14 protein-coding genes and 1 pseudogene are annotated in these 12,767 nt (G+C 70.7%); 5 read left to right on the top strand and 10 right to left on the bottom strand.

Going from position 1 to position 12,767, the window contains the following annotated elements; genetic code table 11:
• Positions 1–14: 14 nt before the first annotated feature.
• Positions 15–2,915 carry a type I DNA topoisomerase gene (gene topA / locus BN4252_RS08035; protein WP_230208610.1) on the bottom strand — a complete coding sequence of 967 codons (2,901 nt, stop codon included), beginning with the start codon at positions 2,913–2,915 and terminating at the stop codon, positions 15–17.
• A gap of 191 nt (positions 2,916–3,106) precedes the next feature.
• Between topA and BN4252_RS08030 the strand changes: the two genes are divergently transcribed.
• Positions 3,107–3,739, top strand: coding sequence for a DedA family protein (locus BN4252_RS08030; protein ID WP_230208609.1), 633 nt, complete (start codon positions 3,107–3,109; stop codon positions 3,737–3,739).
• Positions 3,740–3,817: 78 nt separating this feature from the next.
• Here BN4252_RS08030 and BN4252_RS08025 read toward each other — a convergent pair whose 3' ends face one another.
• Positions 3,818–4,021 (bottom strand): cold-shock protein, encoded by a 204-nt coding sequence (locus BN4252_RS08025; protein WP_066528773.1) that lies wholly within the window; start codon positions 4,019–4,021, stop codon positions 3,818–3,820.
• Between the two features lie 220 nt (positions 4,022–4,241).
• Here BN4252_RS08025 and BN4252_RS11640 point away from each other — a divergent pair.
• A pseudogene (locus tag BN4252_RS11640) lies at positions 4,242–4,592 on the top strand (DEAD/DEAH box helicase); the annotation flags it as partial.
• Here BN4252_RS11640 and BN4252_RS11635 read toward each other — a convergent pair.
• A complete protein-coding gene (locus BN4252_RS11635; RefSeq protein ID WP_392389928.1) occupies positions 4,511–4,792 on the bottom strand; it encodes a hypothetical protein in 282 nt (93 codons plus the stop codon). The pseudogene BN4252_RS11640 and the gene BN4252_RS11635 overlap by 82 nt on opposite strands.
• On the opposite strand from BN4252_RS11635, the gene BN4252_RS08020 reads away from it, so the two are divergent.
• Complete coding sequence (locus BN4252_RS08020) at positions 4,766–6,628, top strand: Zn-binding domain-containing protein (RefSeq protein ID WP_392389927.1); 1,863 nt, start codon at positions 4,766–4,768, stop codon at positions 6,626–6,628. The genes BN4252_RS11635 and BN4252_RS08020 overlap by 27 nt on opposite strands.
• Positions 6,629–6,641: 13 nt before the next feature.
• Here BN4252_RS08020 and BN4252_RS08015 read toward each other — a convergent pair whose 3' ends face one another.
• Genes BN4252_RS08015 through BN4252_RS07985 form a run of 7 tightly spaced genes read right to left on the bottom strand, consistent with a single transcriptional unit; the run spans position 6,642 to position 10,656 of the window.
• A complete protein-coding gene (locus BN4252_RS08015; protein WP_066528771.1) occupies positions 6,642–6,962 on the bottom strand; it encodes an Rv3654c family TadE-like protein in 321 nt (106 codons plus the stop codon).
• Complete coding sequence (locus tag BN4252_RS08010) at positions 6,959–7,231, bottom strand: hypothetical protein (RefSeq protein WP_066528770.1); 273 nt, start codon at positions 7,229–7,231, stop codon at positions 6,959–6,961. The genes BN4252_RS08015 and BN4252_RS08010 overlap by 4 nt, the downstream gene beginning before the upstream one ends.
• Positions 7,232–7,477 (bottom strand): DUF4244 domain-containing protein, encoded by a 246-nt coding sequence (locus tag BN4252_RS11550; protein WP_066528768.1) that lies wholly within the window; start codon positions 7,475–7,477, stop codon positions 7,232–7,234. It abuts the gene before it with no gap.
• Between the two features lie 50 nt (positions 7,478–7,527).
• A complete protein-coding gene (locus BN4252_RS08000; RefSeq protein ID WP_066528765.1) occupies positions 7,528–8,094 on the bottom strand; it encodes a type II secretion system F family protein in 567 nt (188 codons plus the stop codon).
• Positions 8,091–8,855 (bottom strand): type II secretion system F family protein, encoded by a 765-nt coding sequence (locus BN4252_RS07995; RefSeq protein WP_066528762.1) that lies wholly within the window; start codon positions 8,853–8,855, stop codon positions 8,091–8,093. Before BN4252_RS07995 ends, BN4252_RS08000 begins: the two co-directional genes overlap by 4 nt.
• Positions 8,852–9,982 (bottom strand): TadA family conjugal transfer-associated ATPase, encoded by a 1,131-nt coding sequence (locus tag BN4252_RS07990; RefSeq protein ID WP_066528761.1) that lies wholly within the window; start codon positions 9,980–9,982, stop codon positions 8,852–8,854. The genes BN4252_RS07995 and BN4252_RS07990 overlap by 4 nt, the downstream gene beginning before the upstream one ends.
• Positions 9,982–10,656, bottom strand: coding sequence for a hypothetical protein (locus BN4252_RS07985; protein WP_066528760.1), 675 nt, complete (start codon positions 10,654–10,656; stop codon positions 9,982–9,984). Before BN4252_RS07985 ends, BN4252_RS07990 begins: the two co-directional genes overlap by 1 nt.
• A gap of 650 nt (positions 10,657–11,306) precedes the next feature.
• Here BN4252_RS07985 and BN4252_RS07980 point away from each other — a divergent pair.
• Both BN4252_RS07980 and BN4252_RS07975 read left to right on the top strand, forming a co-directional pair.
• Positions 11,307–12,107, top strand: a complete 801-nt coding sequence (locus BN4252_RS07980) for an HAD family hydrolase (protein ID WP_066528757.1) — start codon at positions 11,307–11,309, stop codon at positions 12,105–12,107.
• 87 nt (positions 12,108–12,194) lie between these two features.
• Entirely contained in the window at positions 12,195–12,767 is a 573-nt protein-coding gene (locus tag BN4252_RS07975) for a phage holin family protein (RefSeq protein WP_066528754.1), read from the top strand.

The raw sequence follows: 12,767 nt of genomic DNA, 5'->3' as shown, positions 1-12,767 counted from the left end.
GCCGCCCGCGGGCGCTACTTCTTCCGGGCCTTGACCACGCGCTTGGTGGTCTGCGCCGGTTTCTTCACGGTTTTCTTGGCCGTCTTCTTGGCCGTTTTCTTGGCGGCCTTCTTCGCCGTCTTCTTCGTGGCCGTCTTGCCGCCCTCCTCCGCCTCGCGGGCGCGGCGGGCGGAGAGCAGCTCGTTGGCGCGCTCGTCGGTCATCGTCTCCGGGGTATCGCCGCGCTGCAGCGAGGCGTTTGTCTCCCCGTCCGTGACGTAGGGCCCGAAGCGGCCGTCCTTGATGGTCATGGGCTTGCCGGTCACGTCGTTGTCGCCCAGCATCTTCAGCGGCGGCTTCGCTGCTGCCCGGCCGCGACGCTTCGGCTCGGCGTAGATGCGCCGCGCCTCGTCCAGGGTGATGGAGAAGATCTGGTCCTCGCTGGCAAGCGAGCGCGAATCATTCCCCTTTTTCAAGTACGGGCCGTAGCGGCCGTTCTGGGCGGTGATCATCTCGCCGTCCGCCGGGTCCTCGCCCACCTCGCGGGGCAGGGAAAGCAACCGCAGCGCCTCCTCGAGTGTCACACTCGCGGGCTCCATGGACTGGAAAAGGGACGCGGTGGCGGGTTTGAGCTGCTCCTCCACCAGCTCCTCGATGCGCTTCTCCTTCTGCGCCGCGGCCGTCTTGGTCTCCCAGTTCTTGGCCCGCTTGCCCTCCTTGGCGCGCTCGGCGTCCTCGGCGGCGCGCTCGGCGGCTACCACCTCCTCGGCGCGGGACTCGGCCTTGGCGCGCTCGTCGTCGCGCACGAGCTCGGTCACGTACGGCCCGAAGCGGCCCTCCTTGGCCACCACGATGCGCCCGTTGGCGGGGTTGGTGCCCAGCTCACGGCCCGACTGGGGGGTGGAGAAGAGCTTCTCCGCCATGTCCAGGGTGATCTCGTCGGGGGTCGCGGACTCGGGGAGGTTGGCGCGCTGGTATTCCGGCTCGCCGCCCGCGCCGGTGCCCACCACCCGCTCGATGTAGGGGCCGTAGCGGCCCACGCGGACGAGGACGGGGCGGCCCTCGGAGTCGTCGAAAAGCTTGAGCGAGTTGGCCTCGCGCGCGTCGATGGACTCGAGGTTGTCCTCGATCATGTGCTTCAGGCCGCCGCGGCGCGCGATCGCGTCCGCCATGGTGTCGCGCGCGTCCGCGTCGCCGAAGTAGAAACCGGAGAGCCACTGCGTGCGGTTCTCGTTGCCGTGCGCGATCTCATCCAGCTCGTCCTCCATAGAGGACGTGAAGTCATAGTCCACCAGCGCGTCAAAGTTGTTCTCCATCAGGCCCACCACGGAAAACGCAACCCACGTGGGCACCAGCGCGTTGCCGCGCGCGGCCACGTAGCCGCGGTCCTGGATGGTCTTGATAATGCTGGCGTACGTGGACGGGCGGCCGATGCCCAAGTCCTCCATCTTCTTCACCAGCGATGCCTCGGTGTAGCGCGCGGGCGGGTTGGTGGAGTGGCCATCCGCGGTGACCTTGGTGGTCTCCAGCGCGTCGCCCTCGGACACCTGGGGCAGGCGGGTCTCCTTGTCCTGCGTGTCGCTGTACGCGCGCAGCCAGCCCGGGAAGGAGATGGTGCGACCGGTGGCGGCGAACTCGGCGCGCTCGCCGGACCGCGCCGTGCCCGCCACGGTGACCTTGGTGGAGTTGCCGCGCGCGTCCTCCATCTGCGAGGCAACGGTGCGCTGCCAGATCAGCTCGTAGAGCTTGAACTCCTCCGCGTCGAGCGAGCCGGCGAGCTGGCCGGGGGTGGCAAAGCGCTCGCCGGCGGGGCGGATCGCCTCGTGCGCCTCCTGCGAGTTCTTCACCTTGCGCTCGTACACGCGCGGGGACTTGGTTACGTAGTCCGCGCCGTAGAGCTCGGTGGCCGCGCTGCGCGCCGCGTCCAGGCCCTGCTTGGACAACGCGGTGGAGTCCGTACGCATGTAGGTGATGTGGCCGTTTTCGTACAACCGCTGCGCGATGCGCATGGTGCGCGCGGAGGTGAAGTGCAGCTTGCGACCGGCCTCCTGCTGCAGGGTGGACGTCATGAACGGCGGGTACGGGCGGCGGGTGTAGGGCTTCTCCTCCACCGCGGTGACCTGCATCGGGGACCCCTCGAGGCCCTCGGCGAGCGCCTGGGCGGTGTGCTTGTCCACAACCCGGACGTCGCCCGATTTCACCCGCCCGCGGTCATCGAAGTCCCGGCCCTGCGCAACCCGCTCGCCGTCCAAGGCGACCAGCTTGGCGTCGAACTCAATCTTCTCCGCCGCGGGCAGCAACGAGGCGGTCACGTCCCAGTACTCGGCGGAGATGAACGCCATGCGCTCGCGCTCGCGCTCCACAATCACCCGGGTGGCCACGGACTGCACGCGGCCGGCGGACAGGCGCGGCATGACCTTCTTCCACAACACCGGGGACACCTCGTAGCCGTAGAGGCGGTCCAGGATGCGGCGCGTCTCCTGCGCGTCCACCAGGTCCATGTCCAGCTCGCGGGTGTTCTCCGCCGCCTCCTGGATGGCGGACTCGGTGATCTCGTTGAACACCATGCGCTCCACCGGCACCTTCGGCTTCAGCGTCTCCAGCAGGTGCCAGGCAATGGCCTCGCCCTCGCGGTCTGGGTCTGTGGCGAGCAGGAGGCGGTCCGACTGCTTGAGCTTGTCCTTGAGGTCCGCCACCTTCTTCTTCTTGTCCGGGCTGACCACGTAGATGGGGCTGAAGCCGTCCTCCGGGTTCACGCCGAGCTTGGCCCACGGCTCTTTCTTGTACTTGGCGGGGATGTCCGCCGCGCGGCCGGGCAGGTCGCGGATGTGGCCCACGGAGGCCTCCACGATGTAATCGTTGCCCAGGTACTTCTGAATCTTCTTCGCCTTCGTCGCCGACTCCACGATGACGAGCGTCTTGCCGTTAGCAGCCACGCCGCGCTGACACCTCACTTCGAACGTTGTTACCGGCCCTGGAACAGCACCTATATATAAGGACACGCGCCGGTAGCTCAAACTCCCCTATTTGTATCAGACGCTATTGACGGCGCGGTCTCGAACACCTCACCCCCGGGGGCTACACTCGCGGAGGTGTTCCGCCGTGGTTGCTCGCTGAAGGAGGTTGCATGAGCATCGTCGACACACTCGTCGAGTTCCTCCACTCCCTGATGGGCATGCCGCTGTACTACCCCCTGGTCAGCCTCATCATCATCGGCGACGCCCTGTGCCCGCTGTTGCCCAGCGAGACGGTGCTCAACCTCTCCGGCGCGTTCTCCGCCTCGCAGGGCGTACCCAACCTGTGGGGGGTGTTCGCCGCCTCGGTGGCGGGCGGCATGATCGGCGACAACTTGTGCTTCGCCATGGGCGGCAAGCTCATCGGCTACGTGGAGCGCCTGGACCCGGCCTCCAAAGCGGGCCAGGCCATCACCTGGGTGCGCCGCAACATGAAGCGCGGCGCCGGCATCACCATCATCGTGGGCCGCTTCCTGCCGTGGGTGCGCTGGGTGGCCACCATCGTGCTCGGATCCGTGCAGTACCGCTGGGGGGCGTTCTTCTTCTACGACACGCTCGGCGTGATCCTGTGGTCCCTCATCGGCGTGGGCAGCGGCTACGTCGGCGGCGCGCTGCTGGCGGATTACCCGTTCCTGGCCATGATCGCCGGCCTCGTGGTCGGCTCGCTGGTGGGGGCGCTCATCCGGTGGGCCCAGGTGCGGATCTCGGAGTGGCGCGACGTCCGCCAGGGCGTGTCGGTTATCTAGGCGGCGCTTCAAGGGTGCGTCGACAAGCAAAAGCCCCCGCTTAAAAACGGGGGCTAATTCAGGCTCGGCGCGCGACGCTTAGATAACGTGCACCTGCTGCGCCTGGGGGCCCTTCGCGCCCTCGCCGATTTCAAACTCCACCTGCTGGTTCTCCTCCAGCGTGCGGAAGCCCGAGCCCTGGATCTCGGAGTAGTGGACGAACAGGTCGGCGGAGCCATCGTTCGGGGCGATGAAGCCGTATCCCTTCTCAGCGTTAAACCACTTGACGGTGCCAGTTGCCATTGTCAGTGAGACCTTTCAAAACATGTGATTGATTTGGTTTTCCGTCCACCAGGACTTCGAAAAACCGTTTTCGAAAGACCTGGTGCCCGCGTACACAATCCTCGCGAGCACCTGTTTAAGGGCGCACACAAAATCTGTGACCGTCCACTAGTCTGCCACGAAACGCGACCGCCGGCACGCCTTTGCCCGCGCGGTGGCTAACGTTGGTTGGGTGGCAGACATGACGGCGGGGCACGGATTCGGCGGGGAGCTGCTCGAGGCGCTGCGCCGGCGCTTCCCCAACTCCACGCTCACGCACGTGGAGACGGTGCCGGCGTCCCCCGCCACCTACGGCGAGTGGCCGGCGTGGGTTGAGCCGAGCTTGGAGCGTTTGCTTATCGACGCCTCCATTCAACGCCCCTTCTCCCACCAAGCCGCCTGCGCCGAGCTCGCGTGGGCCGGCACGGACGTGGTGATTGCCACCGGCACGTCTTCCGGCAAGTCGCTCGGCTACCAGCTGCCGGTGCTGTCCGCCCTGGCCGCGGACCCAACCGCCTGCGCCATGTACCTCACGCCCACCAAGGCCCTCGGTTCCGACCAGCTGCACGCCACCGCGGAGATGGTGCGCGGCGCCGAGGGGCTGCGCACCATCTCCGCGGTGGCGTGCAGCTGGTCGGAACCGAGCATGTCCGGGTTGGTGAACACGAAGCGGGTCTGCTCGCGGATGCCGAGGCCCGCCCCGGCATCCGCGAGCAGACCCGCTTCGTGTTCACCAACCCGGACATGCTCCACGCCGGCATCCTGGCCGCCCACCCGCGGTGGGCGCGGCTGCTGCGCCACCTGCGATTTGTGGTGGTGGACGAGTGCCACACCTACCGCGGGGTCTTCGGCGCGAACGTCTCCCTCGTGCTGCGCCGCCTCCTGCGCATCGCCGCCGCCTACGGCGCGCACCCCACCATCGTGTTCGCCTCCGCCACCGCGGCCGACCCCGCCGGCCAGGCGTCGCGGTTGTGCGGGCGCCCAGTCGCCGCGGTCACCGAGGACGGCGCCCCCACCGGCGAGCGCACCATCGCCCTGTGGGAGCCCGGCTTCATCGAGGGCGCGGAGGACGAGCTCGGCGCGCCAGTGCGCTACCCCGCCACCACGGAGGCAGCTGGCATCATGGCCAAGCTGGTGGACGAGGGCGCGCGCACCTTGACGTTCGTGCGCTCGCGCCGCGCCGCCGAGACCGTGGCCATGCGCACCCAGGAGGAGCTGGTGCTGCTGGGCCGGCCCGACTTCGCCCCGCGCATCGCCTCCTACCGAGCCGGCTACCTGGCGGAGGACCGCCGGAGGCTCGAGCGCGCGCTGGACGAGGGTGAGCTGCTCGGCATGGCCACCACCAACGCCCTCGAGCTGGGCATCGACGTGGGCGGCCTAGATGCCGTGGTGATGGCCGGCTTTCCCGGCACGGTAGCCTCCTTTCGCCAGCAGGCTGGGCGCGCGGGGCGGCGCGGCCAGCACGCGATGGTTGTGCTGGTGGGCCGCGACGACCCGATGGACACCTACCTGGTGCACCACCCCGAGGCCCTGTTGGGCCGGCCGGTGGAAAGCAGCGTGTTCAACCCAGCCAACCCCTACATCCTGCGCGGCCACGTCTACTGCGCCGCGGTGGAGCGGCCGTTGAGCCCGGCGGACGTGGAGGCGTTCCGCGCCGCCGAAGTGGTCGACGAGCTCACCCGGGCCGGCTACCTGCGCCGGCGCGGGGACCGCTACTACGCCGTGCCGCGCCTCGAGGGCGAGCTGGCCCCGGAGACTGCGCACTCGTCCGTGTCCCTGCGCGGGGGCTCGGGCCACGAGGTGGCCATCGTGGACGTCACCGACGGGCGCCTCCTCGGCACCGTCGACGCGGCGCGGGCGATGAGCCAGGTGCACGACGGCGCCGTGTACATCCACCAGGGCGAGCACTTCGTAGTGCAAGCCCTCGACCTGGAGGAATACGTGGCGCTGGTGGTGCCCGAGCAGCCGGACTACTCCACCCAGGCCCGCTCGACCACGGACATCACCATCCTCGGCGAGCCGTCTGCGCTGGTGAACCCGTCCCCGGGCCTGTGGGTGGCCAACGTGGATGTGGAGGTGACCGACCGCGTGACCGGGTACGTGGTGCGGCTTGCCGACGGCACCGTGAGCGAGCACATCCCCCTCGACCTGCCCGAACAGCGGCTCACCACCAGGGCGGTGGCGTACACCATCGACCCGCTCGCCCTCGACGCCATGGGCATCACACCGGGCGAGGTACCCGGCGCGCTGCACGCCGCCGAGCACGCCGCCATCGGGCTGCTGCCGCTGTTGGCCACGTGCGACCGCTGGGACATCGGCGGCGTGTCCACCGCCCTGCACCAGGACACGATGCTGCCCACGGTGTTCGTCTACGACGGCCACCCGGGCGGCGCCGGCTTCGCGGACGAGGGCTTCGCCCGCTTCCACGAGTGGATCACGGCGACGTACGAGGCGGTGCGCTCCTGCGAATGCGAAGACGGCTGCCCGTCCTGCGTCCAATCGCCGAAGTGCGGCAACGGCAACCAGCCGCTGGACAAGCACGCCGCCCTGAAGCTGCTCGGCGCACTCGTGACCATGACCGCCGGCTGAGGGGGCGCACCGGCTAGCCCGGGCCGGCCCTGGCGTTGGCGGTGGCCCGCCCGCGAGCCGCGCCCACAACCACGTCGCCCCCGGCCACCTCGCAGCCGTGAAGCTGCGCGCCGTTGAGCTCGGCGGTCCGCGCTGCCGCGGCGCAGGTGTCGGCGCCCGCGTAGTAAGCGGTGGCCCCCGCGACGGCGGCGAGATCCGCCGCCACCCGCGCCCGGTGGCTGTCCGCCACGCCTGCGACCACCGCGGCGACGGCCAGGGCGAGCACCGCCACCGCGGCGATGATGCCGGCGGAGGTCACGGTGGCGGAGCCGTCGTCGCGAAGCAGGCGCTTCACTGGAACTCCACCGGGAAGACGGCGGCGGCGCGCATGGTACCGATAGCGGCGGGTACCGCGGCGGTGGCGGTGACCAGCCCGCCGGATTCCGCGAGCGAGACGCTGCCCCGGGACGGCTCGTAGGCGACCCCGATGGCGGCGGCGCGGGCCGCGGCCCCGGCGATATCCACCGCAGAAACGTAGGCGGCCATGGTGGCGATGCCGGCGACGATCGCCGCGGCGACGCTGACCAGCACGCCGAGCGAGAGGGCCGTTTCGATCGTGGTCATCTACTTGGGCGTGTTGCTCAGCGCGTCGGTGATCACGCCCTCGATGCCGGAGACGACGCCGTTGCCGTTGACCACCATGTAGAGCACGCCTGCCAGGGCCGCGGCGGCCAAAGATCCAAAGGCGTATTCGATGGTGCTCATGCCCTCGTCGCTACGAAGTTTCCTAAGCGTGTTGGCGGTGAAGTCGACGCAGGCGGCGGCGCGGGTGTGAGCGGCCGCGGAGACGGCGAGCAGTTGGTTGTGCATGGCAGGTCCTTTCGGTGAGTGTGTGTGATGTGCGGGGAGTGCTATGGCGCTCAGTGCAGGAGGCTCGCGCCGAGGCTGATCACCACGGGTGCGAGCCCCAGCGCGAAGAACGCCGGGAGGAAGAAGGCGGTGAGCGGGATCGCAATGAGCACGCCCGCCCGCTCCGCCTTGGCGGTGGCGGTGTCGGCGGCTTCCTCGCGCAGGCGTTCCGCAATGCGGTCGCACGATTCAGCGAGGGCGGCCCCCGACGAGTTGGACAGGGTGACAAGGTGGGCCAGGTCGGCTCCGCCCGGCAGGGCGCGGAGTTCGGACCAGGCGCGCTCGGGATCGGCCCCGAGCGCCAGAAGCGCGGCGGTGGTGTGCCACGGGCTGGTGTCGCCGGCATAGGTGTCGGCGACCGCCGCGGCGGCGAGGGCGGGCGGCAGTCCCGCCTGGGCACAGGCAGCGAAGAGCCCGATATCGCCCGCGGCGCGCTCCGCGGCCGCCGCAGGCGCCCCCGGCGGGCCGTCCCGGGGGCGCTTCGGGTCCCGCGCCCCCGCCCCCAGGCGGCGCGACGGGAGCGTCGAGGGGACGGCGAGCGCCGCGGCCGCGAACAGCGAGGCGGTGACGGGGATCATGCGGCGGCCCTCCCGATGATTTGGCTCGAGGCCACCACGCCGGCGCAGACCAGCGCGGTGCCGCCCACGAGCAGCGCCCCGCCGATGCCCGGCGACAGCAGCAGCTGCAGCGGGTGCGCCCCCATCGCCGCGCCCAGGGCGATCCCCGCCAGCGGGAGCAGCGCCAGTACTGCCGCCGTGGTGCGCGGGCCGGCGAGGGCGGCGTGCGTGGCGGCGCGGTGCCGGAGCGTGTGGTCGATCTCGTCGCGGGCGAGGCTGAGCAGGCGCGTCACCGGCACGCCGCGGGAGATCGACAGGGCCCACAACGCCGCCACCCGCGAAAGCTCCGGGGTGGCCAGCTGCTGCGGCGCCACCCCGCGCTGCGCGGCGGCGGTGAACTGCACCACGTCGCGCCGCAGCTCCGGCGGGGCGTCAGCGGGCAGGTGGGCGGCGGCCCGGGACGCGGCGTCGGCGGGCGGGGCACCGGCGCCGAGCGCGGCCGCGAGGGGACCGGGGAATTCCGCGGCCGCCGCCGCCCCCGCGGGTGCGGCGCCGGCGCGGCGGCGCCTGGCCACCGTGTGCACCGCCGGGGCCGCGGCCGCGGGTCCGGCGATGACCACCGCCGCGCGGTCGAGCGCGAACGCCGCGAGCGCCACCGTCGCAACACCCGCCGGGATGGCGGCGGGGCGCACCCGCGGGGAGACGGCGCCGCCGAGCCGGCTGGCGGGGCTCGGCGCGCTGACCGCGAGCGCCCCGGCCGGGAGCATGGCGGCGGGCATCATGCGAGCTCCCCGTAGCCGGGGCCGGGCCCGGTCTCGGCGTCCCACACCACCCGCACCGTGACCGGCTGGCCCTCGAGTACGCCGATCTGCTGGACGCGCCGGGTGCCGTCGACAAGCCGCTTCACCCCCACCACCGCGTCCACGGCCGCCGCCAGCTGGGCGTGCAGGCCGGCGCGGTCGAGCCCGCCCAGCGCGGCGAGGGCCTCCAGGCGCGCGGGCACCTCGTGGATGGAGTTGGCGTGCAAGGTGCCTGCGCCGCCCTCGTGCCCCGTGTTGAGCGCCGCGAGCAGGTCGATCACCTCGGCTCCGCGGATCTCGCCCACCACAATGCGGTCGGGTCGCATGCGCAGGGACTGGCGCACCAGGTCCGCCACGCTGATCTCGCCGGCGCCCTCGGTGTTGGCGGCGCGGGTGGTCAGGTTCACCACGTGCGGGTGGGCGGGTGTGAGCTCGAGCGTGTCCTCGATGGCCACGATGCGCTCCTCCGGTCCAGCCTCGGCGAGCAGCGCGGACAGCAGCGTGGTTTTGCCTGACCCGGTCCCGCCCACCACCAGGAAGCTTTTCCGCCGCCGCACCAGCTCGCGCAGCAGGTCCGCGCGCTCGGTGTCCACCGAGCCGCGCCGGCGCAGATCGTCCAGGCTGGCGGTGGCTGTGCGCAGCACGCGCAGCGAGAGGCAGGTGCCGGGCTTCGCCGTCGGGGCGAGCACCGCGTGGAAGCGCAGCAGGGTGCCGCCGGGGCGGGTGAGGTGGCCGTCGCAGAACGGCCGCGCGTCATCCAACCGCCTGCCTGAGCGCAGCGCGAGGCGGGTGGCCAAACGCCGCACGTCGTTGTCGGTGTCCAGGCCCGCCACCTCCACTCGCTCCAGGCCCCGGCCGCGGTCCACGAACACCTTCCCGGGGCCGTTGACGCAGATGTCGGTCACGTCGCCCGCCGCCAGCAGCGGCTCCAGGGGCCCGACGCCGGTGGTCTCCTCGCGCAGGCGCCGCATCAGCTCGAGCACGTCAACGTCGCTGATCACTACGGCTTCCTCGCGGATCAGCTCCGCTAGGCGCTCGGGTGTGGGGGTGTCCGGCTCGTCCGCCAAGCGCCGCTGCACCCGCTCAAGTACCTCGTGGTTTGCGCCCATCAGCCCATGACCTCCGCGAGGATGGCGTCGCTGGGCCGCGCGAGCTGGCGGGGTAGGTGCCGCGGCAGCCCCCCGCGCTCCACGCTGCGGGTCAGCCCGCGCGCGCTGCCCACGCGGGTAAGCACGCGCGAGCCGGTGATGCGCTCGAGCTCGCCCGTCTCGAGCGCCTGCCAACCGGAGTCGCGCACCACCAGCGCGTGCGGCACGCCGGCCGCAGCAAGTTCCGCCACGATGCGCGCTGCCGCCGCGGCCGGCCGCAGCTGCGGGGTGAGCACCACGCAGGCGAGATCGCAGCGGCGCGGGACGAGCTCCACGGGCGCGTCCAGCACCGTGAGCCCCGCCGATCCGACCGTGCCCACCACGGCCTCCACGTCGCGCGCGCCAACCCGGTACGGGTCCGCGACCGTGGTGCGCGGATACGTCAGCACCGCAACCCCGTCCGCGGTTGCCGGCAGCGCGCGCCGCACGTCCGCGCGCGCTACCACGCCATCGCCGAGCTCGATCTCGCCCCACCTCGCGCCGGGCTCGTTCTCGATGCCCAGCAGCAGGTCGAGGCCTCCCGAGCACCGGTGCGCGTCAACCAGCGTCGGCTCGTGCCCGCCCGCGCGTTTGCTTATCGACGCCCCCAAGGTGGACACGCCCACCCCACCCGCGGCGCCAACCAGCGCCACCACACGCCCGGTGTCCGGCTGCGCCCCGGCGGGCTGGCGGCCCCCGGGGCCCGCCCCCCCGGGGGCCGCCGGGCACCCGGCGCGGGGGGGCGGCGGGTCCGGCCCCTATAAACCTCCGACGGCGGCCACCGTCCTAAAAATCCTACTCTACTGGAGGTGTAATCAGAATGGAACCACGTGGGGCGAGAGCACGAGCAATAGGAGCACGACCAGCACCATCAAGACACGCGAGATAGTCGGCAGCGTGAGATGTGGCGAGGAGGAACGTGTTTGGTGAGGGGGCGGTGGCAAAGGGGGCGTCGACAAGCACAGCGAACGCCCCGGGCCGCGCGCGGGCGAGCTCGGCGGAATCGGCCGCGCACAGGACTGGTCTGCCGCAGGCTGCAGCGATGTGGAGGGCCTCGGGGTGCAGCGCCGGGTCATCGACGGCGACGACGATGGGGGCGACGCGGCCCCGCTGGCTATTCGTTAGTTGCATCTGCGGCATGAACGCAGCATGGATCGTCGAAACGAACAGCGCAAGACCCCCGCCCTGTTCTGTGGATAACGTGGGGCCGCGGACCGGTTCGCGCCCCGGAACCTGTGGATAACTAGCACCTTATTGGCACAGGATTTTCAACAAGCCGGTTGACGGGAGGTCTACACTGCCCCCTATGGCGACCACGGCGGCAGCGTTTTTCGATCTGGACAAGACGATCATTGCCACGTCCTCCGCCTTCGCCTTCGGCAAAGAGTTCCTCAACAGCGGGATGATCACCCGCCAGGAGGCTCTGGAAATCTCCCTGGCCAAGGCCAGCTACATGTGGCTGGGCCAGTCGAGCGAGAAGATGGACTCCACCCGCGACGCCCTCGCGCAGATGGCGGCGGGCTGGCGGGTCGAGGACATCCAGAAAATCACCACCGAGACCATGCGCACCGTGGTCACCCCCGCCATCTACGCCGAGGCGCGCGAGCTCATCCGCAGCCACCACGAGGCTGGCCGGGAAGTCATCATCATCTCCGCTTCCGCCTCCATCCTGGTGGAGCCCATCGCGCGCGAGCTGGGCGTGGACACGGTGGTAGCCACCGAGCTGGAGGTCGAGGACGGCGCGCTGACCGGCCGCGTGACCCGCTACCTCAAGGGCGAGGCGAAGGCCGACGCGGTGCGCCGCTTCGCCGCCGAGCGCGGCTATGACTTGGAGGACAGCTACGCCTACTCCGACTCCGCCACGGACATCCCGATGCTCGCCCTGGTAGGCCACCCCGTGGCCGTGAACCCGGACCGCGCGCTGAAGAAGCACGCGATGCACAGCGGCTGGGGCGTGCTCAGCTTCAAAAACCCGGAGCCGCTCATCGCCGTCCCCAACGCGCGCGAGGTGGGCATCGGCGCCGGCATCCTCGCCGCGGTGGGCGCCGCCCTCGCCGCCGGCTTCGCCGTGACGAAGGCGCTGCGAAATACTAAGGAGAGCGCTTAGCCGGGTATTGGGCCGGGTATTGGGCGCAGAGACCGGTTTATGGCTAGTGTGGTGTGGGATAACGCACACGCAGGAAGGTACGAAACAGTGAGCAACAAAGGTCTCTACACCAGCGGTTCCACGGCAGTCTCCGCCAAGGTGGATTCCATCCCGCTGCATGACGCCGGTGTGACCCAGCCGGGCCACGATTCCATCGGCACCCTCATTTCCAACGCCACCGAGCAGGTGTCCACCCTCGTGCGCGGCGAGATCGAGCTGGCCAAGGCCGAGGTTGTTCGCGAGGTAAAGAAGGGCGCCATCGGCAGCGGCCTCTTCGGCGCGGCCGGCGCCATCGCCCTGTTCGCCTCCTTCTTCCTCTTCATCGACCTAGCGGAGATGTTCGCGTCCTGGATGCACCGCGGCTGGGCCTTCCTGCTGGTCTTCCTCATCATGCTGCTGGTCTCCGGCCTGCTCGCTTTCATCGGCTTCCGCAAGCTGCGCAAGATGCAGGCCCCGAAGCGCACCATCGAGTCCGTCAACGAGCTGCGCAACCTGGTGCCGGGCCAGGCGCAGGAGAACCTGCGCAAGGATGAGAGCGGCCTCTACACCACCGCGCCGGTCTCCGCGCCGGCCAACGCAACCCGCCCCACCGGCGGCTCCACGGCGGTCACGAACCGCTAA

The sequence above is a fragment of the Corynebacterium bouchesdurhonense genome (genome assembly GCF_900078305.2).
GTDB classification, from domain to species: Bacteria; Actinomycetota; Actinomycetes; order Mycobacteriales; family Mycobacteriaceae; genus Corynebacterium; species Corynebacterium bouchesdurhonense.
The sequence above is the reverse complement of the archived record's forward strand: the minus strand, read 5'-3'. Positions and strand labels throughout refer to the sequence as shown.